Source organism: Alloalcanivorax balearicus MACL04, assembly GCF_025532145.1.
Taxonomy (GTDB): domain Bacteria; phylum Pseudomonadota; class Gammaproteobacteria; order Pseudomonadales; family Alcanivoracaceae; genus Alloalcanivorax; species Alloalcanivorax balearicus.
In genome coordinates this window covers 1-25,523 of the sequence record NZ_ARXS01000020.1, presented here as the reverse complement: position 1 = coordinate 25,523, position 25,523 = coordinate 1, and the positions used below count along the sequence as shown (strand labels likewise).

28 protein-coding genes are annotated in these 25,523 nt (G+C 61.1%); 18 read left to right on the top strand and 10 right to left on the bottom strand.

The annotated features are described in order from the left end of the window. Nucleotides 1-4: 4 nt before the first annotated feature. Nucleotides 5-2,011, bottom strand: coding sequence for an SDR family oxidoreductase (locus MA04_RS15690; RefSeq protein ID WP_163125778.1), 2,007 nt, complete (start codon nucleotides 2,009-2,011; stop codon nucleotides 5-7). Nucleotides 2,012-2,263: 252 nt separating this feature from the next. Between MA04_RS15690 and fabR the strand changes: the two genes are divergently transcribed. From fabR to MA04_RS15665, 5 genes are all read left to right on the top strand, one after another. Further along, nucleotides 2,264-2,896 (top strand): HTH-type transcriptional repressor FabR, encoded by a 633-nt coding sequence (gene fabR / locus MA04_RS15685; RefSeq protein ID WP_163125776.1) that lies wholly within the window; start codon nucleotides 2,264-2,266, stop codon nucleotides 2,894-2,896. 116 nt (nucleotides 2,897-3,012) lie between these two features. Beyond that, nucleotides 3,013-3,372, top strand: a complete 360-nt coding sequence (locus MA04_RS15680; RefSeq protein WP_163125774.1) for a putative quinol monooxygenase — start codon at nucleotides 3,013-3,015, stop codon at nucleotides 3,370-3,372. Nucleotides 3,373-3,480: 108 nt separating this feature from the next. Continuing rightward, entirely contained in the window at nucleotides 3,481-4,410 is a 930-nt protein-coding gene (locus tag MA04_RS15675) for an AAA family ATPase (protein WP_163125848.1), read from the top strand. 10 nt (nucleotides 4,411-4,420) lie between these two features. Beyond that, the gene (locus MA04_RS15670) at nucleotides 4,421-5,776 is read left to right on the top strand and encodes a VWA domain-containing protein (protein ID WP_163125772.1); all 1,356 of its coding nucleotides are present in this window, start codon (nucleotides 4,421-4,423) and stop codon (nucleotides 5,774-5,776) included. 134 nt (nucleotides 5,777-5,910) lie between these two features. After that, nucleotides 5,911-6,462 (top strand): porin family protein, encoded by a 552-nt coding sequence (locus MA04_RS15665; protein WP_163125769.1) that lies wholly within the window; start codon nucleotides 5,911-5,913, stop codon nucleotides 6,460-6,462. 56 nt (nucleotides 6,463-6,518) lie between these two features. Here the strand turns inward: MA04_RS15665 and MA04_RS15660 are convergent, their stop codons facing one another. Further along, complete coding sequence (locus MA04_RS15660) at nucleotides 6,519-7,844, bottom strand: ABC1 kinase family protein (protein ID WP_163125767.1); 1,326 nt, start codon at nucleotides 7,842-7,844, stop codon at nucleotides 6,519-6,521. 233 nt (nucleotides 7,845-8,077) lie between these two features. Continuing rightward, nucleotides 8,078-8,509 (bottom strand): hypothetical protein, encoded by a 432-nt coding sequence (locus MA04_RS15655; protein WP_163125765.1) that lies wholly within the window; start codon nucleotides 8,507-8,509, stop codon nucleotides 8,078-8,080. 267 nt (nucleotides 8,510-8,776) lie between these two features. Between MA04_RS15655 and MA04_RS15650 the strand changes: the two genes are divergently transcribed. Then, entirely contained in the window at nucleotides 8,777-9,157 is a 381-nt protein-coding gene (locus MA04_RS15650; protein ID WP_014996058.1) for a hypothetical protein, read from the top strand. A gap of 275 nt (nucleotides 9,158-9,432) precedes the next feature. On the opposite strand, the gene MA04_RS15645 is transcribed toward MA04_RS15650, so the two are convergent. Beyond that, nucleotides 9,433-9,618 (bottom strand): hypothetical protein, encoded by a 186-nt coding sequence (locus MA04_RS15645; RefSeq protein ID WP_163125763.1) that lies wholly within the window; start codon nucleotides 9,616-9,618, stop codon nucleotides 9,433-9,435. Nucleotides 9,619-9,809: 191 nt separating this feature from the next. Beyond that, nucleotides 9,810-10,640, bottom strand: a complete 831-nt coding sequence (locus tag MA04_RS15640) for an SDR family oxidoreductase (protein ID WP_163125761.1) — start codon at nucleotides 10,638-10,640, stop codon at nucleotides 9,810-9,812. A gap of 199 nt (nucleotides 10,641-10,839) precedes the next feature. Between MA04_RS15640 and MA04_RS15635 the strand changes: the two genes are divergently transcribed. Continuing rightward, nucleotides 10,840-11,856, top strand: a complete 1,017-nt coding sequence (locus tag MA04_RS15635) for an AraC family transcriptional regulator (RefSeq protein WP_163125759.1) — start codon at nucleotides 10,840-10,842, stop codon at nucleotides 11,854-11,856. A 41-nt stretch (nucleotides 11,857-11,897) separates the two neighbouring features. Here the strand turns inward: MA04_RS15635 and MA04_RS15630 are convergent, their stop codons facing one another. Further along, nucleotides 11,898-12,287, bottom strand: a complete 390-nt coding sequence (locus tag MA04_RS15630; RefSeq protein WP_022996682.1) for an MAPEG family protein — start codon at nucleotides 12,285-12,287, stop codon at nucleotides 11,898-11,900. Nucleotides 12,288-12,424: 137 nt separating this feature from the next. On the opposite strand from MA04_RS15630, the gene MA04_RS15625 reads away from it, so the two are divergent. Both MA04_RS15625 and MA04_RS15620 read left to right on the top strand, forming a co-directional pair. After that, a complete protein-coding gene (locus tag MA04_RS15625) occupies nucleotides 12,425-12,838 on the top strand; it encodes an HIT family protein (protein ID WP_262461472.1) in 414 nt (137 codons plus the stop codon). Next, on the top strand, nucleotides 12,826-13,017 hold the full coding sequence (locus tag MA04_RS15620; RefSeq protein ID WP_262461470.1) for a CPXCG motif-containing cysteine-rich protein: 192 nt from the start codon (nucleotides 12,826-12,828) through the stop codon (nucleotides 13,015-13,017). The genes MA04_RS15625 and MA04_RS15620 overlap by 13 nt, the downstream gene beginning before the upstream one ends. An 18-nt stretch (nucleotides 13,018-13,035) precedes the next feature. Here the strand turns inward: MA04_RS15620 and MA04_RS15615 are convergent, their stop codons facing one another. From MA04_RS15615 to MA04_RS15605, 3 genes are read right to left on the bottom strand one after another with little or no spacing between them, the layout of a single operon-like run. Then, entirely contained in the window at nucleotides 13,036-13,320 is a 285-nt protein-coding gene (locus MA04_RS15615; protein WP_163125751.1) for a SelT/SelW/SelH family protein, read from the bottom strand. Nucleotides 13,321-13,328: 8 nt separating this feature from the next. After that, nucleotides 13,329-13,922, bottom strand: a complete 594-nt coding sequence (locus tag MA04_RS15610; protein ID WP_262461469.1) for a YajG family lipoprotein — start codon at nucleotides 13,920-13,922, stop codon at nucleotides 13,329-13,331. A 44-nt stretch (nucleotides 13,923-13,966) separates the two neighbouring features. Beyond that, entirely contained in the window at nucleotides 13,967-14,938 is a 972-nt protein-coding gene (locus tag MA04_RS15605) for a polyprenyl synthetase family protein (RefSeq protein WP_163125747.1), read from the bottom strand. 247 nt (nucleotides 14,939-15,185) lie between these two features. Here MA04_RS15605 and rplU point away from each other — a divergent pair, with 247 nt between their 5' ends. The 4 genes from rplU to proB all read left to right on the top strand — a co-directional run bounded on the left by rplU (nucleotide 15,186) and on the right by proB (nucleotide 18,270). After that, complete coding sequence (rplU, locus tag MA04_RS15600; RefSeq protein ID WP_014996048.1) at nucleotides 15,186-15,497, top strand: 50S ribosomal protein L21; 312 nt, start codon at nucleotides 15,186-15,188, stop codon at nucleotides 15,495-15,497. Nucleotides 15,498-15,524: 27 nt separating this feature from the next. Continuing rightward, a complete protein-coding gene (rpmA, locus tag MA04_RS15595; protein ID WP_014996047.1) occupies nucleotides 15,525-15,785 on the top strand; it encodes a 50S ribosomal protein L27 in 261 nt (86 codons plus the stop codon). Between the two features lie 156 nt (nucleotides 15,786-15,941). Then, a complete protein-coding gene (gene cgtA / locus MA04_RS15590; RefSeq protein ID WP_262461464.1) occupies nucleotides 15,942-17,126 on the top strand; it encodes an Obg family GTPase CgtA in 1,185 nt (394 codons plus the stop codon). Between the two features lie 34 nt (nucleotides 17,127-17,160). Beyond that, the gene (proB, locus tag MA04_RS15585) at nucleotides 17,161-18,270 is read left to right on the top strand and encodes a glutamate 5-kinase (protein ID WP_262461462.1); all 1,110 of its coding nucleotides are present in this window, start codon (nucleotides 17,161-17,163) and stop codon (nucleotides 18,268-18,270) included. A gap of 80 nt (nucleotides 18,271-18,350) precedes the next feature. Here proB and rpsT read toward each other — a convergent pair whose 3' ends face one another. Then, complete coding sequence (rpsT, locus tag MA04_RS15580; RefSeq protein ID WP_026949548.1) at nucleotides 18,351-18,620, bottom strand: 30S ribosomal protein S20; 270 nt, start codon at nucleotides 18,618-18,620, stop codon at nucleotides 18,351-18,353. Between the two features lie 336 nt (nucleotides 18,621-18,956). Between rpsT and murJ the strand changes: the two genes are divergently transcribed. The 5 genes from murJ to fkpB all read left to right on the top strand — a co-directional run bounded on the left by murJ (nucleotide 18,957) and on the right by fkpB (nucleotide 25,362). Next, nucleotides 18,957-20,543: a murein biosynthesis integral membrane protein MurJ gene (gene murJ, locus MA04_RS15575; protein ID WP_262461460.1), complete on the top strand. Its 1,587-nt coding sequence runs from the start codon at nucleotides 18,957-18,959 to the stop codon at nucleotides 20,541-20,543. Nucleotides 20,544-20,618: 75 nt separating this feature from the next. After that, nucleotides 20,619-21,551: a bifunctional riboflavin kinase/FAD synthetase gene (gene ribF, locus MA04_RS15570; RefSeq protein ID WP_097058765.1), complete on the top strand. Its 933-nt coding sequence runs from the start codon at nucleotides 20,619-20,621 to the stop codon at nucleotides 21,549-21,551. Continuing rightward, a complete protein-coding gene (ileS, locus tag MA04_RS15565; RefSeq protein WP_262461458.1) occupies nucleotides 21,548-24,364 on the top strand; it encodes an isoleucine--tRNA ligase in 2,817 nt (938 codons plus the stop codon). The genes ribF and ileS overlap by 4 nt, the downstream gene beginning before the upstream one ends. Further along, nucleotides 24,357-24,902, top strand: coding sequence for a signal peptidase II (gene lspA / locus MA04_RS15560; protein WP_262461457.1), 546 nt, complete (start codon nucleotides 24,357-24,359; stop codon nucleotides 24,900-24,902). Before ileS ends, lspA begins: the two co-directional genes overlap by 8 nt. Beyond that, nucleotides 24,892-25,362: an FKBP-type peptidyl-prolyl cis-trans isomerase gene (gene fkpB / locus MA04_RS15555; protein WP_262461455.1), complete on the top strand. Its 471-nt coding sequence runs from the start codon at nucleotides 24,892-24,894 to the stop codon at nucleotides 25,360-25,362. The genes lspA and fkpB overlap by 11 nt, the downstream gene beginning before the upstream one ends. Nucleotides 25,363-25,523 lie beyond the last annotated feature (161 nt).

Below are 25,523 nucleotides of genomic sequence, written 5' to 3'. Positions count from 1 at the left end.
CCCGCTACCAGTGAATCCCCTTGAACAGCCGCGAGAAGGCGGCTTGCTCGCGGCTGATCCGCTTCGGCGTGCGCTCGCGTCGCCCCACCGCCGCCGCGGAGTCGGAGAACAATTTGTAGCCGGTGTTCATGATCGTTTCCGTGGCCCGGGGGGTAATGAAATGCATCACCTGGCCGAGGATGCCGAGACTGGTGGCGATCCGCTTGGGTTGACGCACGATGGCGTCGCAGATCATATCCGCCGCCTGGCTGGGGCTGATGGTGGGCACGTGATTGTACAGCTTGGTGGGCGCGATCATCGGCGTGCGCACCAACGGCATATTGATGGTGGTGAAGCGGATACCCTGGTGAGCCAGCTCGCTGGCGGCGCAACGGGTGAACGAATCCAGCGCGGCCTTGGACGCCACATAGGCGGAGAAGCGCGGTGCGTTGGTCAGAACGCCGATGCTGGAAATATTGATGACGTGTCCGCTGCCCTGTTCGAGCATGCTCGGTAACAGGCGCATGATCAGCCGCAATGAGCCGAAGTAGTTCAACTGCATGGTGCGTTCGAAATCGTGGAAGCGATAGACCGAGTTGACCACCGAGCGGCGAATCGAATGGCCGGCGTTGTTCACCAGGATGTCGACCCGGCCGTAATCCGCCAGAACCTCCTTCACCAGATCATCCACGGATTCCAGCTTCGAGACGTCGCAACGGTAGGCTCGGGCGATGCCGCCCACCTGCTTGATCTCGTGCAGGGTCTCTTCCAGTTTCTCCGGAGTGCGGGCCACTACCAACACGGTAGCGCCGGCGCGGGCCAGCTTCAGGGCCGAGGCCTTGCCGATCCCGGAAGTGGCACCGGTGATCAGCACGATCTTGTCCTCCACCTTGTCCGGCAAAGACGGTAGTGGCTGCAATTCGTCCTTGCGCTGATCCCGCTCGGGGTCCAGGTGGTTTTCCCAGAAATCCCATAACTGCTGGATGTAGCTTTCCAGATCCGGCACGCCAATGCCGCTGCCTTCCAGCGCGGCCATGGTCCGCTGGTTGTCGTACTGGGTCGGAAAGGCCAGGAACTGAACGATGGTGGGGGGGATGTCCAGACTTTCCAGCAACTGGTTGATCAGGGCCTTCGGGGTCAGCGCGTTGACGCCCTTTTTGACGAAACCGGGTACCGCATTGAAGACGCGATTATCCAGGCGCACCGGCATGCGTGGCGCTTGGGCGGCACCGGCGATGATGTCCATCACCTCACTGAAGTTATAGCTGCGCTCGGCGGTGAGGTGAAAACACTGGCCGTTTCCTTCGGGCTGATGGGCGATGTGGTCCAGTGCACTGGCGACGAAGTCCACCGGCACGATGTTGAAATGGCCGCTCTCAACGCCCACCAGCGGGAACCAGTTGGGCAGATAATCCTTGAGTTTCTGGATCAGTTTGAAGAAGTAGTACGGGCCGTCGATTTTGTCCATTTCCCCGGTCTGGGAATGGCCCACTACCAGGGACGGCCGGTAAATACGCCAGGGGATCTGGCTTTCCTGGCGCACCAGGGCTTCCGATTCGTGCTTGGTCAGCAGATAGGGATTGTCCAGGCCGGAGGCCTCTTCGAACATGTCCTCGGAGAAGGTGCCGGGATAGAGTCCGCCGGCGGCCACCGAGGAAACATGATGGAAACAGCCGGCTTGCAGCTGCTCCGCCAGTTTCAGGGTTTGGCGGGTGCCTTCGATATTGGTGTAACGCTGGGTGTTCTCGTCCGCATTGAGATCATAGATCGCGGCCAGATGGAAAAAGTGGTCGATCTGGCCGGTCAGGTCATCCAGGTCCCGCTTGCTCAGGCCCAGGCTCTTTCTCGTCAGATCGCCGGTAATCGGCACCAGACGCCGCTCTTCCACGCCCAGTCGTCGCCGCAGAGCCTCCAGCTTGTATTCGGAGCCTGGGCGAACCAGGGCGAAGACCCGGCTGTCTTCCCGTTTCAGAAGCCGGGCAACCAGAAAGCGGCCGATGAAACCGGTGGCCCCGGTGACGAAATAGTTCATGGCGGTCAATCCCTCGTTAGCACGCACAATGTGTTGTAGAGCCTGTTTATGATCTTGCCGGGCACCTGGTCGATGATGCGCCCCTTGTCCGGGCGATACCAGCATGGACCGGCTTCGCTTTTATAACTAACAAGTGTTAGTTATTTTGTGATCATTATGTCCGGATGTCAATAGTCTTCCATGGCTGTTGCAAGAAGCCGGCCTTTTATGGCTATATAGGGATAAGCAATAACTAACAGTTGTTTGTTGAAAATGACGGAAACCCTGCGACAGAAGCAGAAAAAGGAGACCCGCGAACGGATTCTGGACGCGGCCCGGCACCTGATGGCCGGAGGGCGGGGCCTGGACAGCCTGGGATTGCGCGAGGTGGCCCGTGAAGCCGGCCTGGCCGCCACGTCTCTGTACAATCATTTTCCCGACATGGAAGCGTTGGGGCTGGCATTGATTGACGAAGCCTGCTTTCGGTTGCGTGTCGCCATGTCGGAAGGGCGTCGCAGCATGATTGAGATCGGGCCACGCCAGGCGATCCAGGAACTGGTGGGCCGCTTCGGCCGCTTCATTCTGTCCAATGAAGGAGAGTTTCGTCTGTTGCTGCAGCAACGGCTTGGGCGCAGCCGGCGCTATCGGGCGCGTATTCACGGTGAGCTGCAGTTGCTGGTGGATGAACTGGCCGAGGATATTCGCTCCGTGGTGGCGGCCCAGGGGCGCCCGGCGGTACCCGCCGAGCGTGAAGCGGAAGCGGCGGTATCGCTGATGTTCGGGCTTGGCGTGGCGATGCTCGACGTCTCTCCGGCGCGGCGTGAGGAATTGGCGGCCAATGCGGTGGAGCAACTGGCGATCCTGGCTCTGGGGGGCCGCCGCTGGGCTCGAGGCGAACGCCTCTAGCCGTCTTCCGACGGCTTTGATGCGGTGCGCGAAGCCGGCCGTCGACGGCGCCATCAGCGGGCTGCCGCGATTTGTGCTACAATACCGTCCTTTCCCAATCTATCCCCTGGAGCACAATGGTAATCGTCAAAGGGCTCATTCCGGTGCGGGATGATCTGCGGGATGACGCCTTGGCACTGATTCAGACTCTGGCCCGCGAAGCGCGCCTGGAGGACGGCTGCGTTTCATACGAAGTCTACGTACAAGCTGATTCCCCCCGGGTCATCATGTTATGGCAGCAGTGGCGCAATCTGGACGCCCTTGAACGCCATTTCGATTCCGATCATCTGGATGATTTTCTCGACCGTATCCCCGACATGATCGACGGTGAAGTGCATTCATTGCGTTTCGATGTCACCGGTGAGGACGAAGAGGAGATCGACGATGCCCCGCCACGTCTCGACGTGGTATTGGGAGACGATACCGTCCTGCATTGACGCCGTATGTCGGTTTCGGCCATGGCGGCGTCCATTCCTTCCTGAGACCCTGTCGGTGAATCCCCTACACTGGGGGAACCGGACGTGGATAACCGAGAACAAACGCTCATGAAGACCCGTATCGATTCCGTGGATGACGTGATCGCCAGTTTTGCCCGCCAGGGCTACATATGCGATCAACGCACCGCGCTGGCGGTCTATCTGGCCGCCCAATTGCAAAAGCCGATTCTGGTGGAAGGCCCGCCGGGGGTGGGCAAAACCGAACTGGCCAAATCCGCCGCCGCCTTTCTGGAAGCGCCGCTGATCCGCTTGCAATGTTACGAGGGGCTGGATGAGAGCCGCGCCCTGTACGAGTGGAAATACGGCAAGCAGTTGCTCTATACGCAATTACTGCGCGACAAGCTCAGTTCCTTGCTGTCCGATACGGAGAATCTGGAACAGGGCATGGCGCGTCTCGGGGACCTGGGTGACGCTTTCTACAGCGATACTTTCCTGGAGCCACGACCGCTGTTGCGGGCGCTGCGCGCGGATGAGCCGGTGGTGCTGTTGATCGACGAGATCGACAAAGCGGATCAGGAATTCGAGGCCTTCCTGCTGGAGCTGCTCTCCGATTTTCAGATTTCCATCCCGGAACTGGGTACGGTGCGTGCCCGCCATCGCCCTCTGGTATTTCTCACCAGTAACGATCAGAGGGAGCTGTCCGACGCTCTCAAACGTCGCTGCCTGCATCTTTACATTCCCTATCCGGAACCGGATCTGGAGCGGCGAATTGTCGCCGAGCGAGTGCCGGAGCTTGGCGATCGGCTGCGTGAGCAGCTGGTGGGCTTCATTCAGCACCTGCGCGAGCAGGATATGAAGAAACTGCCCGCCATCTCTGAAACTCTGGACTGGGCCCGGGCTCTGGTGCTGTTGCACGCCGACAGCCTCGAGCCGGAGCTGGTTGAACAGACGCTGACCCTGGTCCTCAAGAACGAACAGGACGTGACGTTGGCGCGTGGCCTGTTACCGCACTGGTTCAGCAAGCAGCGCGCGGGTTGAGGGTCGAGCCATGGCCGATCGTCGCTTGCATGAGTTCGTGCGTGCCCTGCGTGGGGCGCAGATTCGTATTTCTCCGGTGGAAGCGGAAGAAGCGCTGCGGGCCGCGGCGCTGATTGGTTACCACCCGCGCGAACAGTTCCGCGAAACACTGGCACAAACTCTGGTCAAGGCCCAGGTGGACCGGGCCCGCTTCGATCAGTGTTTCGATGATTTTTTCCATTTCGAATCCATCGAAGCGGACGGCGATGAAGACGCCGAGGTGGGTGCTTTGCCCGACACTACCGATGTGGACACCGGAGACCTGTCGGAAACCACCGCCAATCTGATGGCCCAGTCGCCGGAGCAATTGACTCAGAGTCTTGCCGAGGCCGCCGCCCAGCAGGACTTCACCGCCATGCAAGTGATCACCCAGCAGGGATTGTTCGCCCGGCAGTTGGTGATGAACATGGGAATGGGATCGGTGGACGACGATATTCTGCGTTTGGCGGCGTCACCGCGCCGTCGGGATCAGAACCGGGCGGAGCAGTTGCGGGATTGGCGCCAGCAGGTGCGGGAGCGAGCCAGCCAGTATGTGCGGCGACAATTCGAGTTGCACGGCCGGGCCCATGGCCGTGCGCTCAGAGAACACTCCATGCGGGCGGCTCCGTTTCGCGAACTGCGTGAATACCACCAGATTCAGGATCTGGTGCGACGCATGGCGCGCCGCCTTGCCGCTTTGCATCAACGCCGGCAAAAACGCGCCAAACGTGGCGCCATGGATGCCCGCCGTACCTTGGTCTCCAGCCTGCGCTATAACGCGGTGCCGGTGCAGTTGCACTGGCGTGAACGGCGCAAGCTGAAGAGCAAAGTGTATGTGATTTGCGATGTCTCCGGATCGGTACGAGAGGCGGCCCGGTTTTTGTTGCAGTTCCTCTACGCCATGAACGATGTTCTGCCCCAGGTGCGCAGCTTCGCCTTCGCTGCCCGCTTCGACGAGGTCACCGATGACTTCCGTCAGTACAAACCCGAGGTGGCGGTAGGGCGCATTCTCGACCGGGTTTCCGGCAGCGGTACCGATTATGGCTACATGTTCGAGTCTTTCCAGGAAGCCTGTGGCCGGGAGATCGATCGACGCAGCACAGTGATCATTCTGGGAGATGCACGCAACAATGACTTGCCCGCGGGCGAGGAACATCTGGCGGAAATCTCGCGTCGTGCCCGCCAGGTGTTCTGGTTGAACCCGGAGCATCCGTCACGCTGGAACAGCGGTGATGCCATCATGGCCAAATACGAACCCTACTGTCGGGCCGCCCGCCGCTGTTCCAGCCTGAACGATCTCAGCCGTTTCGTGGATTACCTGTTGCGGGCGTTAAACAACGCACAGTAGTTGAATGAAACTTTAAAATGCGAACTGCTTCGCTCGCTTTTAACGCCATTTAACCTCGCTCCTGAACTCCCCCGGATAGCATAAGTCACACCGTTGTAACCCGAGTGGTTCGACTCGCAAGTAAGGAGTGATTTATGTTGACCCGGAAATTCGCGACAGCAGTGGCTGTTACTTTCTCGCTCACCGCGGGTGGGGCCTACGCGGCCGGTCCCTTTATCGGCGGCAACTACACTCAAATGCAATACGATAACGAGGAGTACGACAGCGACACGCTGAAGATTGACTCCGCTGTTTTCCGTGCTGGGTATGAGTTCAACGACTATCTGGGAATGGAAATTCGCGGCGGCATGGGATTCGATGAGGACTCCCGGGGTATCGTCGACTTTGAAATGGACAATATGTATGGCGCTTATGTGAAATTGTCAGCGCCTCTGGCGGAATCGGTGCATCCTTACATCATCGGCGGCTATACCAAAATGAAAGGCACGGTGAAGGCCGAGGGGAGCCTGGCGGGCGTCAATTATCAAGTGGATGACAGCCGTCGTTTCGAGGATCAATCCTATGGCGCGGGCATTGACGTGAACCTTACCGATACCCTGGGAATGAACCTCGAATACATGCGTTACTTCGACAAGGACGAAGAGGAAATTTCCGGAATCAGCGTGGGTTTACGCTCGGCGTTCTGAGTTGCCGTTCTTTGGTAATCTGGAAGGCGGGGTAAGGACCTTAGGCAAACCAGGGATTACCCCGCTTTCGATGCCGCCATGCTGGATTGAAGGCGCGGCAAAAACGCTGAACGAACCCCCAGAGCTTTCATGGTCCAGTAGTGTCCGCTCACCACCCTCTCCACCAGTAATGTCCGGGAAGAAGGCTGAAATGTCAGCAGCGCCGACAGCGGCGTCTTGCGTACCGTTTCCACTATATCCAGGTGAACCCGGGCGTTGGCGAAATTGACCGGCTCGGGAGAAAATCCACTCAGTATCAGAGGCACCCAACGATCGTAGAACCCCGGTGGCGGGTGACTGTCGGGCCGACGCGCGCCCAGTTCGATCAGACCGGCATCGAGGCACTGCCAGTCGCCCCTGGTGGCGGCGTTGATCACCTTGCCGAACAATTCGATATCCTCTTCGCTCAGTTGCTTCACCGCGCCGAAATCGTACATCACAATACTGCCGTCCCGGCGGAAAGCGAAATTGCCGGGGTGGGGATCGCAATGCACTGTGCCCAGCTGAAAAATCTCCGCCGCCAGGGCGTCAAACAAGCGCTCGCCCAACTGGTTGCGCAATGGCTGGTCGAAGCCATTCTCGTCGTTGACCTGATGTAGAGAGACGCCGTCTTCACGGCTCAGGGTGAGCACAGCCTCACCGGACAGGGAAGCGTGGACCTGGGGAATCACCAGCCAGGGCTGGTCACGGTGGAACTCGCGCAGGTGATTCAAATTGCGCGCTTCCTGATGGTAATCCAGCTCTTCGTTGAGTCGTGAACGGATCTCCTGAAATACCGCATCCAGCGCGGCTTCATTCACCTTGAGCAGGCTGCCGAGTTTGAGAATGCGCTTCAGGTGGCGCATATCCGAATCGATCGAGCTGCGCACCGCCGGATATTGCACCTTGACCACCACCGATTCTCCATCCCGGGTAACCGCGTCATGGACCTGACCGATGGAGGCGGCCGCGAATGGCGTTTCGGAAAACTCACTGAAATGGTCGCCGAGTTTACCGCCCAGATGGGTTTCCAATTGCCGCCGGATAACGTGGAACGGCATTGGCGCGGAAGCGTTCTGCAGTACCGCCAATTGCTCACTGATTTCCTTGGGCAGGATGTCTTGCATCTGCGATGCGATTTGCCCCACTTTCATCACCGCACCTTTCATTTCTCCCAATGTGGCCGCGACCTCCCGGCCAATATGACGCATCAGGGCTTCGCGGTTGGTCTCTCGCAGAGCGTCATCCTGGAACCAGCTTTTGACCTGATGAGTGGCCACGCGAGTGGCGATGGAGGTGGTCATGCCCGTCAGCTTAAGCAGGCGTCCGCCGCCGGAAAGCGGGTTGCGGATTCGTTTGGCCACGGTGTCCTCCATGGGATCACTACGGTGATGGGGTTCCCATGGTGCTCTAATCCGGCAAGGAAGGCGATGGGGTTAACACGATGGCAAGACTGCATGCCGATTCGCTGGCAAGCCAGCTTCCCACGGCGGTTTTGTGGTCCCTCTGTGGGAAGCTGGCTTGCCAGCGAATGCTTTGCGAAAAAAAGGGGCCGATAACGGCCCCAGGTAAGGAGAGAAGTGACAGAAAATCAGAATCAGGCGCGCTCTTTCTCGCCGGCGCTGACCAGCTCATCCAGCAGCTTCTGGCCCTGTTCGCGCACGGTGGAAATGGCGCCCACACCCGCCAACACGAACTCGTTGCTGCTTTCCGCTTTCTCGCCGCGCTCTTCTTTGCCGGCGGCAACCAGGTTTTCGTAAAGCTCCTGGCGTTTTTGCGGTGCCTCGTCGATCAGTTGGCGGGTGCTGAGAAACAGGCCGCGGCTGGCCAGAGCCAGTTTTGATTTGCCTTCGGCCTCGTCGCCGTAGGCTTGAGCACCGGTGGACAGATAGTGTCCGTAGAGCTCCTCGGATTTCTCATTGGCCTTGCTGTAAGCACCCAGGCTGGCCAGATAGAGGGTGTTGGCCAGGCTTTTGGCACGGTTGACCAGGTTGGCCCGTTCTTCACGCAGTTCTTTCAACTCGCCCATGGATCGCCTCTCGTCAGCGGGTCTTTTGGGGATCGACAAACGCCTTGGCGTCGTCGGAGAAAAAGGTTTGGCGAGAACGATCCGCCAAAGTAGGGGCCTAGAGTACGAGGTGACGCGGTGTGGCAAGGTTGTGATTGTCAGACAATAAAACAACGCCTGTTGCCCGGCCTTGTGATGCGTATCAACCTGGCCCCGCCAAGTCGCCCGTGGCAGAGATTTCAGACCGTCCGTACACTGCCTGAAGAATAAAATGTCGAGATGGATTCCATGAGTGAAGCGTTTATTGCCAAGGTGCCGGAGCGCATCTGGGCGGGGGGAAGGCCGGCTCGAGCCCGGCAATGGGAAGCGGAATTCAACGTGGCCTCCTGGGTACGGGTGACCGGAGCCCGGGGCCGGGTGGAACTGCGTGTGTGTTGCCTGGATGAAAAGGGCGAGCAGGCGGTGGTGGTCGACTGCGCCGAGGTCCAGGGAGAAGGCAGTGCGTTGTTGTCCGGGGTGGTCAAACTCCGGCTCAGTGACAGCGTGGAGCAGATCCAGGTGACCCTGGGCCTGTCCGATCCGTCCATGCGTTATGTGGTGGAAGAGCTGTACATGCAACGCCGGGGCATGGCATTGGATCCCCAGGACAAGCTGATTTCCAACTACTAAGAGCCTGTTCAAAGTCTTTACGCCACCGCGTTGCCGCTGGAAAAGCCGCCAGAGGGCGTTGGGGACTGCAGGCTCTGGTGGTTCCAAAGTCAAAGGCCACAGCGTCCTCTGGCGGCTTTTCCAGCGCAACCCGGAGGGCCGGGCCCCTTTTGCCGCCAGGCCGCGATTACGCTTGTTTATGTAGAATGACTACACCGCACAATCGGAATCACGACCTGACGACAAAATGAGCTCCGGCGCGGCGGTGTAAAGACTTTGAACAGGCTCTAAGCGATTCAGGCAGTGCCGCCCGCGGTACGGCGGGGTTTGGTGTTGGTCGGTCGCGGTTGGGGCCGGGGCGTCTTACGGTCTTGTTCCAGCAATGACTCCGGCCAGCAGTGGAAGTCCAGACCGGTGAGCCGGTTCAGGTTTTCCAGGGCGGTTTCGGGGTCGCGCTCTTCGAGGCGTATGACCTTGCTCATGATGTCTCACCTGATCGTCGTCTCCATTGGATAGCGAGAACCGTGCCAGCCTCTTCTCCCTGATTATTTCTTTTTAAATCAGGGGGATATGTTTTTTGTCCCCGAAGCCCGATGATCCGGCGCCGCGCCCTGCGGCAGGATGTGACGGTTTTTGCCAGCCACCACGGCGCTAGTGGATAGCGGCCTGGCGATCAGGAATCCAGGAAAAAGTCCGGTAGCAACTGATCATCGCTCAGCGACGGGTCCACCTTGTAGCGGTCCAGATCCACGCCTTCCGCCGCCAGGACCTCATCATCAATAAAGAAGTTGCCGCTGCACTGGTTCGCTGGCTGGATCAGGATGGCGTGGGCGGCGTCGGCCATGATGCTCGGCTGGCGTGATGCCTGCACGGACTGCTCGCCACCAAGGAGATTGCGTACCGCGGAGGTATTGATGGCGGTACGTGGCCACAGCGCGTTGACGCCCACCCGGTTGCGGTACTCATCCGCCAGGCCCAGCACGCACATGCTCATGCCGTACTTGGCCATGGTGTAGGCCAGGTGGCGCCCGAACCAGGCCGGGTTCAGATTCAGCGGCGGTGACAACATCAGAATGTGAGGATTCTCCGCCCGGCGCAGCAGTGGCAGACACAATCGGCTGGCGAGGAAGGTGCCGCGGGCGTTGACCTGATGCATCAGGTCATAGGACTTCATGCTGGTGCTTTCGGTGGAAGTGAGCGAAATGGCGCTGGCGTTATTGACCAGAATGTCCAGGCCGCCAAACGTTTCCTCCGCTTGTTGTACCGCATCCGCCACATCTTCCTCGTGGCGAATGTCCCCCACGCACACCAGGGTCTTGCCGCCGGCCTCCTGCATTTCCTCTGCGGCGGAATAAAGCGTGCCGGGCAGCTTTGGGTGAGGTTCGGCGGTTTTCGAAAACAACACGATATTGGCACCGTCGCGGGCGGCGCGCAGGCCTATGGCCTTGCCAATGCCACGGCTGGCGCCGGTGATGAACAGGGTTTTGCCGCTCAGTGTCGACATGATGTTCTCCTTTATGCGTGCCAGGGGAGGTTTACAGAGTACGCCTGCTGCCGGAGAGGTGGAAAGAGGGGCGGCGCGGTTGACCGCAGGTGCCCGCCCGGCGGGCTTCAGGGGCAATGCCGGCCGGGGAGAGGGCTGGGTATGGTGTGCAGGTCTGTCATTTCAGGCCAATGCAAGAGATCAAGACGGGAACGGCAAGATGACAATTCTAAAAATGAATCCCGAAGAATACGCGGTGTCCGCGGAGTATCTGATTCCCTTCATGGAAGTGATGAAGAAACGCGGGTTCAGCGAGGAGCAGTTGCTGGATGGAACCGGTGTCCGCCGGGGATGCTGGCGCGAGGCGAAATCGAGGGTGTCGGCGACGCTGTTGCGGCGGGTGGCCCGGCGTGCCGTGATGCTCACCAACGAGCCCTGGCTCGGGTGGGAGCTGGGAGCGGCGACGCCGCTGTCTTCCCACGGTTTTCTTGGGTATGCGGCGATGAGCAGCGAAACCCTGGGGGACGCCATTGAACTGGCGGTGAAATTTTTCCGTATCCGCAGCACCCTGATTCAGCTCGAGTCCTTTGTCGAAGGCGACTGGGCGGTGTTGCAGGTCAATGAAATGCTGTCTCTCGGTGATCTGGCGCCGTTGCTGACGGAGAGCCTGTTCTCCAGTTTCCATTTCATGGGGCTGCAAATGCTGCCGGAAGTGGAGCTGTTCGGTGAGCTGCGCTTTTCCTATCCGGAGCCGGATTACTTCCAAAGGCTGCGACCGCTGATTCCGGTGCCGGTGTACTTCGATTGCGCCTACAGTCAAATGCGCTTTCCCGCGGAGCGTTTGCAATACCGGCTGCGCTTCGCGGATCCACGCCTGTCGCGTCTGGCGGAGGTGCAGTGCGAGCAGGAGCTGGCCCATATCAAGGCGCCGCCGCCGCTGTTGGGGCGGGTGCGTAGAATCATCCTGGCGCGCTCGGGCCGGTTCCCCGGCGTCGAGGAAGTGGCCAGTGAGTTGCACATGTCCTCCCGCACGCTCAAGCGCAAGCTGCAGCAACTGGGGACCAGCTATCAGACGCTGCTCGATGATCTGCGCAAGGGGCTGGCGGTGGAATACCTGTCACAAAGCCGTCGTTCGGTGGATGACATCGCCGCCGCGCTGGGCTATTCCGATGCCTCCAATTTCGCCCGTGCGTTCCGCCGGTGGACTGGCAAGAGCCCGTCGGACTATCGCGGCTAGGGCGCCGAGACTGTCGGAGCGTGGCCGGTAAACCGCCACGCTCAATGAAGGATCAATGAGCTGATGGCGCCGCCGAGGGCGCCCAGCAGCAGTGTCAGGGTCGCCAGGAAACCAAGCAGGAAGCCGGTGCCGCGATCACGGGGCTGTTCCAGATAATGATTGAAGTAGAGCTGGCGGCCGATCAGGAACAGGCTGCCCACCACCGCCGCCGCGCGCGGCTCCAGGTACCAGCCACATAACCATAACGCGGGCAGGAACAGCACCAACTGCTCCACCGTGTTGGCATGGATCCGGTGACTGCGCTCAAACAGTTCATGTCCGGCCACGGCCGGCGCGCGGATCTGATATTTGACTCGGGCCCGTCCCACTAGAAAACTGAACAGGGCGCATTGCAGCAAGGCAAGCACCGTGACGATGGCCACCCATTCCATAACCGTCCCCCCAGACAGAAAAGCATGTGTCGCCGCCAGTGGCGGCACAGCCTTGATAGGCTCTAATAATTTTGGCGTATCATGCTAGCCTGGATGGCGTGGTATAGCGAGCCGTGCCCATACCAAGTGGAGAGGTTATGACAGCGGTGATATTGCACGAACGCCTGGCGGCAGATACCGGCGCCGTGGCGGAAGATGAGTTTTGCTGGATTCGCTGGCTGCGCGACGGCCGCTTCCCCTGGCTGGTGGTGGTTCCGCGCCGGCTCGATATCCGGGAGTGGCACCAACTGGCGGAGGAGGAGCAGCACCGGCTGTTGAAGGTGGTCAATGGATTGGCGGCGGAACTGGAGCGGATCACCGGTGCCGACAAGATCAATATCGGGGCGTTGGGGAATCTGGTGCCCCAACTGCACGTGCATGTGATCGCTCGCTTCCGTGACGACCCTTGTTGGCCGGGGCCCGTATGGGGGCAGGGGGTGCCGCAGCCAGTGGAGCGGACGCCGCGGTGGCTGGCGCAGCTGGCGTTGCCGGAGGGGGCGTGGATACGCTGATTCCGGTATCGGTGCAATGTCCCCATTGCTGGCAGTATTTCGAGGCGCTGATTGATCCCTCTCAGGGCGATCAGGAGTATGTGGAGGACTGCCACATCTGTTGCCAGCCGCTGGTGCTGACCGTGGTGCTGGCGGATCCGGAGTTCCCCGAAGTCAGCGTGCGTCCGGAAAACGACTGACGTCGCCTGTACGGTGGGTTATTCCGGCGGACGGCGGTCGATGTGGCCGAGGGGGCGGTCCGGGCAGGCGATATCGCGCACCCGGCGTTTCAGTTCGGTGATTTCCGGAAAACCGCCGTCCGCGGCCCGGTCCCAGACCAGTGTGCCATCCACACTGATCTGAAACACGCCACCGGTACCTGGCCGTAGAGTGACTTCCTCCAGTTCTTCCGAAAACGTGGAGAGCAGCTCCTGGGCATACCAGGCGGAGCGCAGCAGCCAGTTGCATTGGCGGCAGTAGTGAATGCTCACTTGGCCGGCCATGAAGCCGCTTACTCGGTATCGCCGGGGAAGTCGGCGCCAGCCAGAAAGGCCAGCATTTCCGGATCCTGCAGCAGGCGCTCGATGGCTTTGGCCAGAATGTCGTTGATCATCTGCCGGTTTTGCGCCAGGGACGGCGTGAACGGCGTCTTGTGTTCCACGCTGCTCTTGTAAGTGCCGGTGTGCGTGGTCGGACCACGGCGGGCTTCCGCCTGCAGCACCAGGTTCAGGTCGACCCGGTTCACCACCGAGCCCGGCTCCGGAATATAGTCCAGCTGTTCCAGGCGGACTTCCAGAGTGGTGGCGTCTCCGCCGGGATTGAAGGCGTTGAAGCCCAGGCTCTGCAGGCCGTTGCGGACAGTGTCGGCGATCGCCGCCTTGATGTCGTTGCTGGGGATCAGCAGGGCGGTTTCGTCGTAAACGCCGCCGCGGCTGCCGAACTCATTTTTGCCGCGGGAATCGACGCCAACAACCTGTACCGAACGGTTATGGCCAACGTTGGAGGCTTTGACCTGCACTTGCGGGTCGACCTCAATGCGCTGCGGGCTCAGGGCACAGCCGCTCACAATCAGGGCGGCAATCAGAACGGTCAGTAGGGAACGCATGAGTCTTTCCTCATCTAGTTCTATTCAGGGCTCTATTCAGGGTTCTAATGGGTCCGTTTCAGGGATTCCAATGCCAGGGTTTGCAGAGCCTCTTTATAACGGGACTCGGGCACGGTCTCCAGTGCCGCCAGGGCGAGCCGGGTCTGTTCCTCGGCCACCGCCACGGTGTGGCTGAGGCCGCCGGAGTCACGCACGATGTGGATGATGTCCTGCAGGCGGTCCAGACCGCCAGTGCGGATGGCGTCCTTGATCAGTTTGGCCTGCTGCGGAGAGCCGCTGCGAATGGTGTGGATCAGGGGCAGGGTAGGCTTGCCTTCGGCCAGATCGTCGCCCACGTTCTTGCCCAGTTCTTCCACATCGCCCTGATAGTCGAGCACGTCATCCACCAATTGGAAAGCAATGCCGAGGTGGCGGCCGAAGGTGGCGAAGGCCTCGGCCTGATCCCGTCCTTCGGTGGCGCCCAGCACGGCCCCGGTTTCCGCCGCGGATTCGAACATCTTCGCGGTCTTGTGGTGGATCACCCGCATATAGCTTTCTTCGGTGGTGTCTGGATCGCGGCAGTTGATTAACTGCAAGACCTCGCCTTCGGAGATGGTGTTGGTGCTCAGGGACAGGATTTCCAGCAGCCGCTGATCTTCCAGCGCCACCATTAACTGGAACGAGCGTGAGATCAGGAAATCGCCCACCAGCACGCTGGCGGCGTTGCCCCATACCGCGTTGACGGTGGGGCGGCCGCGGCGCAGGCCGGATTCGTCCACCACATCGTCATGGAGCAGTGTGGCGGTATGCAATAATTCGATTACCGAGGCAACGTTGACGTGCTTGTCGCCGGAATAGCCGGCGGCGCGGGCGCAGAGCAGGCACACCAAGGGGCGCAGACGCTTGCCGCCGGATTGGATGATGTACTCGCCGACCTCGCGGATCAGGGGAACATCCGTATCCAAATGGTGTTGGATGAAGCGGTTGACCGCCTCGAAATCGTCGGCGACGTTGGAACTGATGGCCTTAAAATCCATGGGGCAGCAATCCAGCAGAATGAGCGCGAACAGCGGGCAATGCTAGCAGGGGGCGGCGGGCAGTCAAGAAAAGCCGGAGGCGGGCAGCCGATGGCCACCGTTCGATGGCGCCGGGCTTGAGTCGCGGCCTGCTTTGACGTACACTTCGCGGCCCTTTTTAGTCATCGTCCAACGGGCCCCCAAAGTGACTCCTGTCTGTAGATAAGATAGGCAGGTCCGCCCGCGAGGATCATCTGGAGTAAGACGGATGTACGCAGTCATCAAAACCGGTGGCAAACAATACCGTGTGGAGGAAGGTGATATCCTCCGCGTGGAAAAAATCGAAGTGGGCACCGGTGATACCATCGATTTCGACCAGGTTCTGCTGGTTGCCGATGGCGACGACATTAAAGTAGGTCAGCCGCTGGTGGAAGGCGCCAAGGTCAGCGCCGAAGTGGTCGAGCAGGGCCGCCACAAGAAAATTCATGTGGTCAAGTTCCGCCGCCGCAAGCATCACCGCAAGCAACAAGGCCATCGTCAGTGGTACACGGCGGTGAAAATTACCGGGATCCAGGGCTGATTCTGGTCAAGGCAGGAGGATTGAGACATGGCACATAAAAAAGCCGGTGGTAGTACTCGTAACGGTCGCGATTCCGAAAGTAAACGCCTTGGCGTGAAGCGCTATGGTGGCCAGTTGGTTCAGGCGGGCGAGATCATCGTTCGTCAGCGTGGCACCCGCTTCCACGCTGGTGTGAATACCGGTATCGGTAAAGACCACACCATCTTCGCCAAGGCCGAAGGTCGCGTTAAGTTTCAGGTGAAAGGCCCGAACAACCGCAAATATGTGGTGATCGAACCGGTCGCCTGATCCCCGCGGATCGGCCTGAAAAACCCCGCGAGGTTCACTCCCGCGGGGTTTTTTATGGCCGCCATACAGGTGGCCAGCCTGCGCACTGTCGCGGCGGTGAATTCACCCTGCGCCTCGCGTTAAACTATCCCTTACGATTTCCAAGAGTCCTTCACCATGCAATTCGTCGACGAAGCCACCATTGATGTCCATGCGGGCAAGGGCGGTGATGGCTGTCTGAGTTTCCGTCGTGAGAAATATGTGGAATTCGGCGGCCCCGACGGCGGCGATGGCGGGGCCGGCGGCCATGTGTTCGTGCGGGCCGACAGCAATCTCAATACCCTGGTGGATTACCGCTACGAACGCATTTTCAAGGCGCGTAATGGTGAGCCCGGCAAGGGACGCCAGATGACCGGTAAATCCGCGGATCACGTGGTTCTCACCGTGCCGGTGGGGACCACCATCGTTGATGTGGATACCGACGAGGTGCTGGCGGATCTGGCCGGGGATGGTGATCAGGCGATGGTGGTGCGTGGCGGCCGTGGCGGCCTTGGCAATGTGCACTTCAAGAGCAGCACCAACCAGGCGCCGCGCAAGACCACCAAAGGCACCCCGGGGGAGTCCCGGCGTCTGCGGCTGGAGCTGAAAGTGCTGGCGGATGTGGGGCTGCTGGGCATGCCCAATGCCGGCAAGAGTACCCTGATCCGCTCCATTTCCGCGGCCAAGCCCAAGGTGGCGGATTATCCGTTCACGACCCTGGTGCCGAATCTGGGGGTGGTGAAGGTGGACCGCTATCGCAGCTTTGTAGTGGCGGATATTCCTGGCCTGATTGAGGGCGCGGCGGAGGGGGCCGGTCTCGGTATCCGCTTCCTCAAGCATTTGGCGCGTACCCGGTTACTGTTGCATGTGGTGGATATCGCCCCGATGGACGGTGATCCGGCCGATCATGTCGATGCCATCGCTGATGAGCTGGACCGCTTCTCTCCGGCGCTGGCCGAGCAGGAGCGCTGGCTGGTATTCAACAAGATCGATCTGATGGCCGACGATGAGGCTCGTGAGCGGGCCGATGCCATCGTCGAGGAACTGGGCTGGGAAGGGCCGGTGCATTTGATTTCCGCCGCCGCCGGAGTTGGCTGCGAGGAATTGGTGTACGCGCTGATGAATGCCCTGGAGGATCGTCGGCGGCTTGAGGAAGAGGATCCGGAATACGCGGCCGGGCAGCGGGAACTGCGCTCACGCCTGGAGCAGGAAGCGCGCGAACGGGTTCAGGAGATCAAGCAGGAAAACCGGCGCCGACGCGACGACAATGATGACGACGACGATGACGATGACCACGATGTGGAGATCGTCTACGAGCAATAGATCGTAAACAGGCTCTTAAGGACGACGGTGCACCATGGCGCGACGCGCACGTTGGGTAGTGAAAATCGGCAGTGCCCTGCTGACCAATGATGGCAAGGGTTTGGACCGGCAGCTGATGCAGCAGTGGGTGGATCGCCTGGTGCGGCTCATGGACCAGGAAGTCGATCTGGTGGTGGTGTCCTCCGGCGCTGTCGCCGAGGGAATGACCCGACTGGGCTGGCTGCGCCGGCCGGAGTCCATTCATGAACTGCAGGCCGCCGCCGCGGTGGGGCAGATGGGGCTGGTGCGGGCCTGGGAAGCCTGTTTCCGCCGGCATGACCGGCACACCGCTCAGGTGCTGCTGACCCATGATGATTTATCCGACCGCAAACGTTATCTCAATGCCCGTGCCACCCTGTTGACCCTGCTGGGGCTGTCGGTGGTGCCGGTGGTGAATGAGAACGATACCGTGGTCACCGACGAATTCCGCTTTGGTGACAATGACACCCTGGCGGCGCTGGTGGCCAATCTGGTGGAGGCGGAGCGCCTGGTGATCCTTACTGACCAGGAAGGGCTTTATGACGCCGACCCCAGGCAAAAACCGGATGCCAAACTGATCCGGGAGGCCCGCGCCTCGGATCCCGCCATTGCCGGTATGGCGGGCGGTGGCGGTTCCGGGCTGGGGCGGGGAGGCATGGCCACCAAGGTGCGGGCGGCACGGCTGGCGGCCCGTTCCGGCACCATCACCACCATCGCTTCCGGACGGAGCCCCGATGTGATCGGGGAGCTGGGAGCCGGGCGGGCGCCCGGTACCACGCTGATGCCGGACACCTCACCGCTGAATGCCCGCAAACAGTGGCTGGCCGGGCATTTGCGCATGCGTGGCCGGCTGGTGCTCGACGACGGTGCCGTGCGCCGCCTGCGGCAGGCCGGTTCCAGCTTATTGCCGGTAGGAGTGGTGGATGTGTTCGGGCAGTTCTCCCGGGGCGAGATGGTGGTCTGCGAAAGCGAGCAAGGGGAGAGGGTGGCCTGCGGGCTGGTCAACTACGACGCCGCTGACGCGCGCCGGATTTGCCGCAAGAAAAGCTCGGAGATCGCCGGGGTGCTCGGCTATATGAACGAGGAAGAGCTGGTGCACCGGGATAACATGGTGGTGTTCGGGTAGTGTGGATATGAGGGGCGCCAGCAGAGTCTGGCGGCCATAAAAAAACCGGCCGAAGCCGGTTTTTTTATGGAACGCTAGATTCAGGCGGCGGACATGGCCTTGATCTTGGCGTTCAGGCGGCTCTTGTGGCGAGCTGCCTTGTTGGCGTGAAACTTACCCTTGCGGGTGGCCTTGTCCAGCACGGAGGTCGCCGTTTTGTAAGCTTCCTGAGCGGCGCCTTGGTCGCCGGACGCAATGGCCGCGTTCACCTTTTTCAGGTAGGTGCGCACCATGGAACGCATCGCTGCGTTATGCTGACGACGCTTTTCCGCCTGACGCGCACGCTTGCGTGCTTGCGGTGAGTTAGCCAAGGTCCTGCTCCTATAAAATCGGTAGTCTGTATTCAGTTCAGTATTCGGTACTGCCCGTGGCTGCAAGCGGCCATGGGTTTTAAAGACGCGCAACTATGCCTATCCGAAACGCGCTTGTCAATGGGAACTGGCGCCCCGGCGGTGCATTCGCTACGCTTGCCCGGCTTTGGGGAGGCCGGGTGGTCTGATGGCTTCCCCGGACATCTTCCCGCAGCGGGAGCTACGAAGAGGCTGTGGGAAGCTGCCTTGGCAGCGAATCGGCGTGTAAGCGAATTGCCGGAAGTAGTGGCTCTCGATGATTTTTTGAGCCTGGTCAGTCTGTTAAGGAGACCATGAATGGAGCAACGGGCGGATCAAGGCGAAGCCGGCGCGCCTGAACCGGGCAAAAAGGGCGGTTTGCTGGCGTCCACCGTGGTGGTCAGCGCCATGACCATGCTCTCCCGCGTGCTTGGGCTGGTCCGGGACGTGGTGCTGGCCCGTCTGCTGGGTTCCTCCGCCGGTACCGACGCGTTCTTCGTGGCCTTCCGGATTCCCAATTTCCTGCGCCGGCTGTTCGCCGAGGGGGCCTTCAATCAGGCTTTCGTGCCGGTACTCAGCGAGTATAAGGAGCGGGGCAGCGCCGCCGCCACCAAGGCCCTGATCGATCGGGTGGCCGGTACTCTCGGTGGCACCCTGGCGGTGGTGACGCTGGTTGGGGTGGTGGGTGCGCCGTTGCTGATCTGGCTGTTTGCCCCCGGTTTTGGTGACGATCCGCAAAAACGGGCGTTGGCGGTGGAAATGCTGCGGCTGACTTTCCCGTACCTGTTCTTCATTGCGCTTACCGCCTTTGCCGGGGCCTTGCTGAACACCTGGAGCCGGTTCGCGGTGCCAGCCTTTACTCCGGTGTTGTTAAATCTGTGTTTGATCGGCAGCGCTCTGTTTCTGGCGCCTCATTTCGCCGAGGGACGGATGGCGGTGGCGCTGGCCTGGGGGGTGCTGGTTGCCGGCGTCGTACAATTGCTGTTCCAGTTGCCGTTCCTGGCCCGTCTGCATCTGCTGCCGGTGCCCCGTATGGCCTGGCGTGACCCCGGAGTGCGGCGCATTCTGGCGTTGATGGCACCGGCCCTGTTCGGGGTGTCGGTCAGCCAGATCAACCTGTTGCTGGACACGGTGTTGGCGTCGCTGCTGCAGACCGGTTCGGTGACCTGGCTGTATTACTCCGATCGCCTGGTGGAACTGCCGTTGGGGGTATTGGCCATTGCCATTGGCACGGTGATTCTGCCCAGCCTGTCCGCCAAGCACGCCTCCGCCTCCACCGAGGCTTTCTCGCGAACCCTGGACTGGGCGTTGCGCCTGGTTCTGCTGTTGGGGATTCCGGCGGCTCTGGCGTTGGCGGTGTTGGCCGAGCCGCTGCTGTCGACCTTGTTCCGGCACGGTGAGTTCGGCGTTCGGGACGTGGAGATGGCAGCGCAGTCGCTGCGCGCCTACAGCCTGGGGTTGGCGGCCTTCATGTTGATCAAAATCCTGGCGCCGGGCTACTTCGCCCGGCAGGATACCCGCACCCCGGTCAAGATCGGCATCATCGCCATGATCGCCAACATGGTCTTTAATCTGGCGCTGGTCTGGCATCTGCAGCATGCCGGGCTGGCCCTGGCCACGGCACTGTCCGCCTGGCTGAACGCCGGTCTGCTGTATCTCGGGTTGCGCCGTTCCGGCGTATATCGTCCCGGTGGTGGTTGGGGCTGGCACTGGGGGCGGATGCTGGTGGCGGGGCTTGCCATGGCGGTGGTGACCTGGCTGCTGGCGGAGCGCGCCGGCGTCTGGCTGGTCGGCGGGGTGAGTGAACGAGTAGGCTGGCTCGCCCTGGTGGTGGTGGCCGGGCTGGCGGTTTATGGCCTGGTGCTGCTGGTTCTTGGCCTCAGGCCTCGCCACTTGCGCCGATGATTCCTATAATCTGCCCTCTTTTACCTCTGGGGCATGGCCAATGGGCCGCCGACGGAGGCGGGCAGTGAGGACCGAATGCGACTGATTCGTGGCGTGCACAATTTAAGGCCGGCGCACCGTGGCTGTGTGGCCACTATCGGCAATTTCGATGGTGTGCACCGTGGGCATCAGCGCATCCTGGACAAGGTGGTGGCGGAAGCCCGTGCCCGTGGCGCTCTGGCCACGGTGATGTTGTTCGAGCCGCAGCCGCAGGAATTCTTCCTAGGTGACCAGGCGCCGGCCCGTTTGATGAATCTGCGTGACAAGCTGATCACCCTCGCCCGTTACGGCGTCGATCAGGTGCTATGCGTGCGTTTCAATGACGCCTTCCGTAACCTGGAAGCCGAACAGTTCGTCCGTGACATTCTGGTCGATGGTCTCGCCGTCGAGTATCTGGTGGTCGGGGACGATTTCCGCTTCGGCCGCGGCCGGGTGGGGGATTTCGCCTACCTGGAACAAGCCGGCGAGCGGTTCGGGTTCCAGGTCTGTGATACCGCCACCTGCCAGATGACCGGTGAGCGAGTATCCAGTACCCGGGTGCGCTCGGCACTGGCGGCCGGTGATTTCGCGTTGGTGGAGCAACTGCTGGGCCGTCCTTACGACATCAGCGGTCGGGTCCGTCACGGTGACAAGATCGGCCGGACCTTGCAATTGCCCACGGTGAATCTGGCGCTCAAGCGGCAGGTCCCGCCGGTGCAGGGCATTTACGCGGTGACGGTGGACGGGGCGGGCCTCGAAGACCAGCCCGGAGCGGCCAATGTGGGCACCCGGCCCACGGTCAATGGCGTGGAAAACCGCCTGGAGGTCCATCTGCTGGATTTCCAGGGGGATTTGTATGGCGCCCACCTGACGGTGCACTTTCATCACTTCGTGCGCCCGGAGGAAAAGTTCGCCAGCCTGGATGAACTGAAAGCCGCGATTCAGCGGGATGTGCAACAAGTCGAAACCTATTTCCAAGGGACATCATGACCGACTACAAGGCGACACTGAATCTTCCCCACACCGACTTCCCGATGAAGGCGGGTCTGGCCCAGCGCGAACCCCAGCGGCTGGAGCAGTGGGGTCGAATTAACCTGTATCGCAAGATGCGGGCCGCCGCCGAGGGCCGGCCCAAGTTCGTGCTGCATGATGGTCCTCCCTACGCCAATGGCGTGATTCATATTGGCCACTCCATCAACAAGGTGCTCAAGGACATCATCGTCAAAGCCCGCGGCTTCGAGGGCTTCGATGCGCCCTATGTGCCTGGCTGGGACTGTCATGGGCTGCCCATCGAGCACAAGGTGGAGCAAAAGGTGGGCAAGGCCGGTCACAAAGTGGACGCGCGCACCTTCCGCGAGGAATGCCGGGCCTACGCCGCCGAGCAACTTGAACTGCAGAAAGCGGATTTCATCCGCCTGGGCGTGTTCGGGGATTGGGAACATCCCTATCTGACCATGAACTACGACACCGAGGCGAACATCATTCGCGCACTCGGCAAGATCGTCGACAAGGGCCTGCTTACCAAGGGCTTCAAGCCGGTGCACTGGTGCCTGGACTGCGCCTCCGCCCTGGCGGAAGCGGAAGTGGAATACCAGGACAAGAAATCCCCGGCCATCGACGTCGCCTTCGCCGTGGTGGACCCGGCGGACTTTGCTGCCCGCTCCGGCGTGTCGGCGGAGCAGCCGGCCCTGGTGATCTGGACCACCACGCCCTGGACGTTGCCCGCCAACCAGGCGGTAGCAGTGCATCCGGAGCTGGAGTATGTGCTGCTGGACGGCACCCAGAACGGCAAGCGCCGTCAACTGGTGGTGGCCGAGGCCCTGGCCGACGCGGTGATCGAACGCTTTGATCTGCAAGAGGTGACCCGCTCCGCGGTGTTCCAGGGGCAGGTGCTGGAAAACCTGGTGTTGGCGCATCCGTTCCTGGATCGCGAGGTGCCGGTGGTGCTCGGCGAACACGTCACCACCGACGCCGGTACCGGCTGTGTGCATACCGCGCCGGGACACGGTGAGGATGACTTCCTGGTGGGGCAGCGCTACGGTCTGGAAGTGGATTCCCCGGTGCAGGACAACGGCGTGTTCCGCGCTGATCTGCCGGTGGTCGGCGGCTTGCATGTGAACAAGGCCAACGGCCCGGTGATCGAGGCCCTGGAAGCCGCCGATGCATTAATGGCGTTGCGGACCATCACGCACAGCTACCCGCATTGCTGGCGTCACAAGACATCGATCATTTTCCGCAGCACCGCCCAATGGTTCATCGCCATGGAAAAAGGGGATCTGCTGGAGCAGGCCCGTGCCGAGGTGGATCAGGTGCAATGGATCCCGGACTGGGGCAAGGCCCGTATCGAGGGCATGTTGCGTGACCGCCCGGACTGGTGCATCTCCCGGCAACGTACCTGGGGCGTGCCGATTGCCTTGTTCGTTGACCGCAATACCTCCGAGCCGCATCCGGAAACGCCGCGTCTGATCGAGGAGGTGGCGAAACGGGTGGAGCAGAACGGTATCGAGGCGTGGTTCGAGCTGGACCCGGCGGAACTGCTCGGCGAGGACGCTGAACGTTATACCAAGGTCACCGACGTGCTTGACGTCTGGTTCGACTCCGGTACCACGCATTTCTCCGTGCTGGAGCAGCGCCCGGAACTGACGGTGCCGGCGGATCTGTATCTGGAAGGCTCGGACCAGCATCGCGGCTGGTTCCAGTCTTCGTTGCTCACCAGCGTCGCCATGCGTGGCAAGGCCCCTTACAAGGGGGTGCTGACTCACGGCTTCACCGTGGATGAGCAGGGCCGGAAGATGTCCAAGTCCCTGGGCAACGTGATCGCGCCGCAGGAAGTATGGAATGATCTTGGTGCCGATATCCTGCGTCTGTGGATCGCCTCCACCGACTACCGCGGTGAGATGACGGTCTCCAAAACCATCTTCAAGCAGGTGGCGGACAGCTATCGCCGTATTCGCAATACCGCCCGTTTCCTGCTGTCCAACCTGAACGGCTTCGATCCGGCCCGGCACCAGGTGGCGCCACAGGACATGCTGGCGCTGGACCGTTGGGCGGTGGCCCGCACCGCGCAGCTGCAGGAGGAACTGCGCGAACTGTATGAAAGCTACCAGTTCCATCTGGTCTACCAGCGCCTGCACCATTTTTGTGCGCTGGAACTGGGAGGCTTTTATCTGGATATCATCAAGGACCGTCAGTACACCACCCGGGAAGACTCGGTGGCGCGCCGCTCCTGCCAGAGTGCGCTTTATCTGATTGCCCAGGCGCTGGTGCGCTGGATGGCGCCGATCCTCAGCTTCACCGCCGAAGAAATCTTCGAGCACCTGCCCGGTGAAGATCGTCCCGAATCCGTGTTCCTCACCACCTGGTTCGACGGTCTGTTCCCGCTGGCCGGTGATGAGGCCATGGGCATGGCGTTCTGGGAGCAGGTCCAGGCGGTCAAGCAGGCGGTGAACAAAGCCATCGAGGAAGCGCGCAACCGTAAGGAATTGCGCGCCAATCTGGCCGCCGAAGCCACGCTGTTCGTGACTCCGGAACTGCAGGCATTGCTGGAGCAACTGGGCGAAGAGCTGCGCTTCGTCACCATCACTTCCACCGCCACTCTCAAGCCGCTGTCGGAAGCGCCGGAAGGGCTCGAGGCCAGTGCGGTGGAAGGGCTCAAGGTGCAGGTGGTGGCGTCCGCCCACAGCAAATGCGCCCGCTGCTGGCATCACCGCGAAGATGTGGGCAGCCATGCCGAACACCCGGAACTGTGTGGCCGTTGTATCAGCAATGTGGATGGCTCCGGCGAGGAGCGCTCCTATGCATGAAGTCGGCGGCGGGCGCGATGCGGACAACGTGAGCATGACGAAGAGCAGCGCCAGGTGGCTGCCGGGCCAACTCGGCTGGCTCTGGCTGACTGCGTTGGCCATTGCCCTGGACCAGATTACCAAGCACATGGTGGTGGCTCGCTTCGACTTGTTCGAGCGGTTGGAAGTGCTGCCGTTCTTTAACCTCACTCTGGCCTATAACACCGGTGCCGCGTTCAGTTTCCTGGCCGAGGCGGGGGGTTGGCAGCGTTGGTTCTTCACGCTGGTAGCGCTGGGGGCGTCCGCGCTGATTCTGGTCTGGCTGGCGCGGCTTCGTGATGAGCGTTTGCAAGGCGCGGGATTGGCCCTGATTCTGGCCGGCGCCCTGGGTAACCTGTATGACCGGATCGTGCTGGGCCATGTGGTGGATTTCCTCGATTTCCATTGGGCAGGCTGGCACTTTCCGGCGTTCAATCTGGCCGATACCGCCATCACCATCGGTGCCGGCCTGATCATTCTCGACATGATCCTGGGAGGGCGTGGCCGCCATGAACGATGAGTTGCGCGTCGGACCGCAAACCCGCATTACCCTGCATTTCGCCGTGCGTTTGATGGACGGCACGGAGATGGACAGCACTTTCGGTGGCGAGCCGGCTACTTTTGTCTGGGGTGATGGCTCCTTGTTGCCCGGTTTCGAGCGCGCCATCCTCGGCCTCAAAGGCGGAGATCGGCGCAGTGTCTTCATCGATGCCCAGTCGGGGTTTGGTGAGTACAACGAGCAGAACGTGCAGCATTTCCGCCGTGACACCTTTGCCGCTCCCGATGGCATGGAAGTGGGCACGGTAATGAACTTCGCCGACGCCGCCGGAGCCGAACTGCCCGGCGTGGTCTCCGCCCTGGATGAGCAATGGGTGACGGTGGATTTCAACCACCCCCTGGCTGGCCGCGAACTGACCTTTGAAGTGGAGATCGTGCGGGTCGAACACGATGCTCCGGAGCAAACGGTGAAATTGAATTAATAGTTAATGGTGAATAGTTAACAGCGAAAAAAGGCCGATATTTTCTGTGGGAGCTTGCCTGCAAGCGAATGGGGGCCGCTCAGGTTTGGCAATATGCGCTTGCAGGCAAGCTCCCACAGCGGCTAAAAACCATGGACTGGCCCCATTTAAGTAGACACGGA

Coding starts and splice junctions, on each gene's coding strand:
- MA04_RS15675 (WP_163125848.1), top strand. CDS start 3,481: ATGAAGACCCGTATCGATTCCGTGGATGACGTGATCGCCAGTTTTGCC.
- rplU (WP_014996048.1), top strand. CDS start 15,186: ATGTACGCAGTCATCAAAACCGGTGGCAAACAATACCGTGTGGAGGAA.
- MA04_RS15690 (WP_163125778.1), bottom strand. CDS start 2,011: ATGAACTATTTCGTCACCGGGGCCACCGGTTTCATCGGCCGCTTTCTG.
- MA04_RS15635 (WP_163125759.1), top strand. CDS start 10,840: ATGACAATTCTAAAAATGAATCCCGAAGAATACGCGGTGTCCGCGGAG.
- MA04_RS15650 (WP_014996058.1), top strand. CDS start 8,777: ATGAGTGAAGCGTTTATTGCCAAGGTGCCGGAGCGCATCTGGGCGGGG.
- MA04_RS15605 (WP_163125747.1), bottom strand. CDS start 14,938: ATGGATTTTAAGGCCATCAGTTCCAACGTCGCCGACGATTTCGAGGCG.
- ileS (WP_262461458.1), top strand. CDS start 21,548: ATGACCGACTACAAGGCGACACTGAATCTTCCCCACACCGACTTCCCG.
- rpmA (WP_014996047.1), top strand. CDS start 15,525: ATGGCACATAAAAAAGCCGGTGGTAGTACTCGTAACGGTCGCGATTCC.
- murJ (WP_262461460.1), top strand. CDS start 18,957: ATGGAGCAACGGGCGGATCAAGGCGAAGCCGGCGCGCCTGAACCGGGC.
- MA04_RS15630 (WP_022996682.1), bottom strand. CDS start 12,287: ATGGAATGGGTGGCCATCGTCACGGTGCTTGCCTTGCTGCAATGCGCC.
- MA04_RS15645 (WP_163125763.1), bottom strand. CDS start 9,618: ATGAGCAAGGTCATACGCCTCGAAGAGCGCGACCCCGAAACCGCCCTG.
- MA04_RS15610 (WP_262461469.1), bottom strand. CDS start 13,922: ATGCGTTCCCTACTGACCGTTCTGATTGCCGCCCTGATTGTGAGCGGC.
- proB (WP_262461462.1), top strand. CDS start 17,161: ATGGCGCGACGCGCACGTTGGGTAGTGAAAATCGGCAGTGCCCTGCTG.
- cgtA (WP_262461464.1), top strand. CDS start 15,942: ATGCAATTCGTCGACGAAGCCACCATTGATGTCCATGCGGGCAAGGGC.
- fkpB (WP_262461455.1), top strand. CDS start 24,892: ATGAACGATGAGTTGCGCGTCGGACCGCAAACCCGCATTACCCTGCAT.
- MA04_RS15665 (WP_163125769.1), top strand. CDS start 5,911: ATGTTGACCCGGAAATTCGCGACAGCAGTGGCTGTTACTTTCTCGCTC.
- MA04_RS15615 (WP_163125751.1), bottom strand. CDS start 13,320: ATGGCCGGCCAAGTGAGCATTCACTACTGCCGCCAATGCAACTGGCTG.
- ribF (WP_097058765.1), top strand. CDS start 20,619: ATGCGACTGATTCGTGGCGTGCACAATTTAAGGCCGGCGCACCGTGGC.
- MA04_RS15640 (WP_163125761.1), bottom strand. CDS start 10,640: ATGTCGACACTGAGCGGCAAAACCCTGTTCATCACCGGCGCCAGCCGT.
- MA04_RS15680 (WP_163125774.1), top strand. CDS start 3,013: ATGGTAATCGTCAAAGGGCTCATTCCGGTGCGGGATGATCTGCGGGAT.
- fabR (WP_163125776.1), top strand. CDS start 2,264: ATGACGGAAACCCTGCGACAGAAGCAGAAAAAGGAGACCCGCGAACGG.
- MA04_RS15655 (WP_163125765.1), bottom strand. CDS start 8,509: ATGGGCGAGTTGAAAGAACTGCGTGAAGAACGGGCCAACCTGGTCAAC.
- lspA (WP_262461457.1), top strand. CDS start 24,357: ATGCATGAAGTCGGCGGCGGGCGCGATGCGGACAACGTGAGCATGACG.
- MA04_RS15670 (WP_163125772.1), top strand. CDS start 4,421: ATGGCCGATCGTCGCTTGCATGAGTTCGTGCGTGCCCTGCGTGGGGCG.
- MA04_RS15625 (WP_262461472.1), top strand. CDS start 12,425: ATGACAGCGGTGATATTGCACGAACGCCTGGCGGCAGATACCGGCGCC.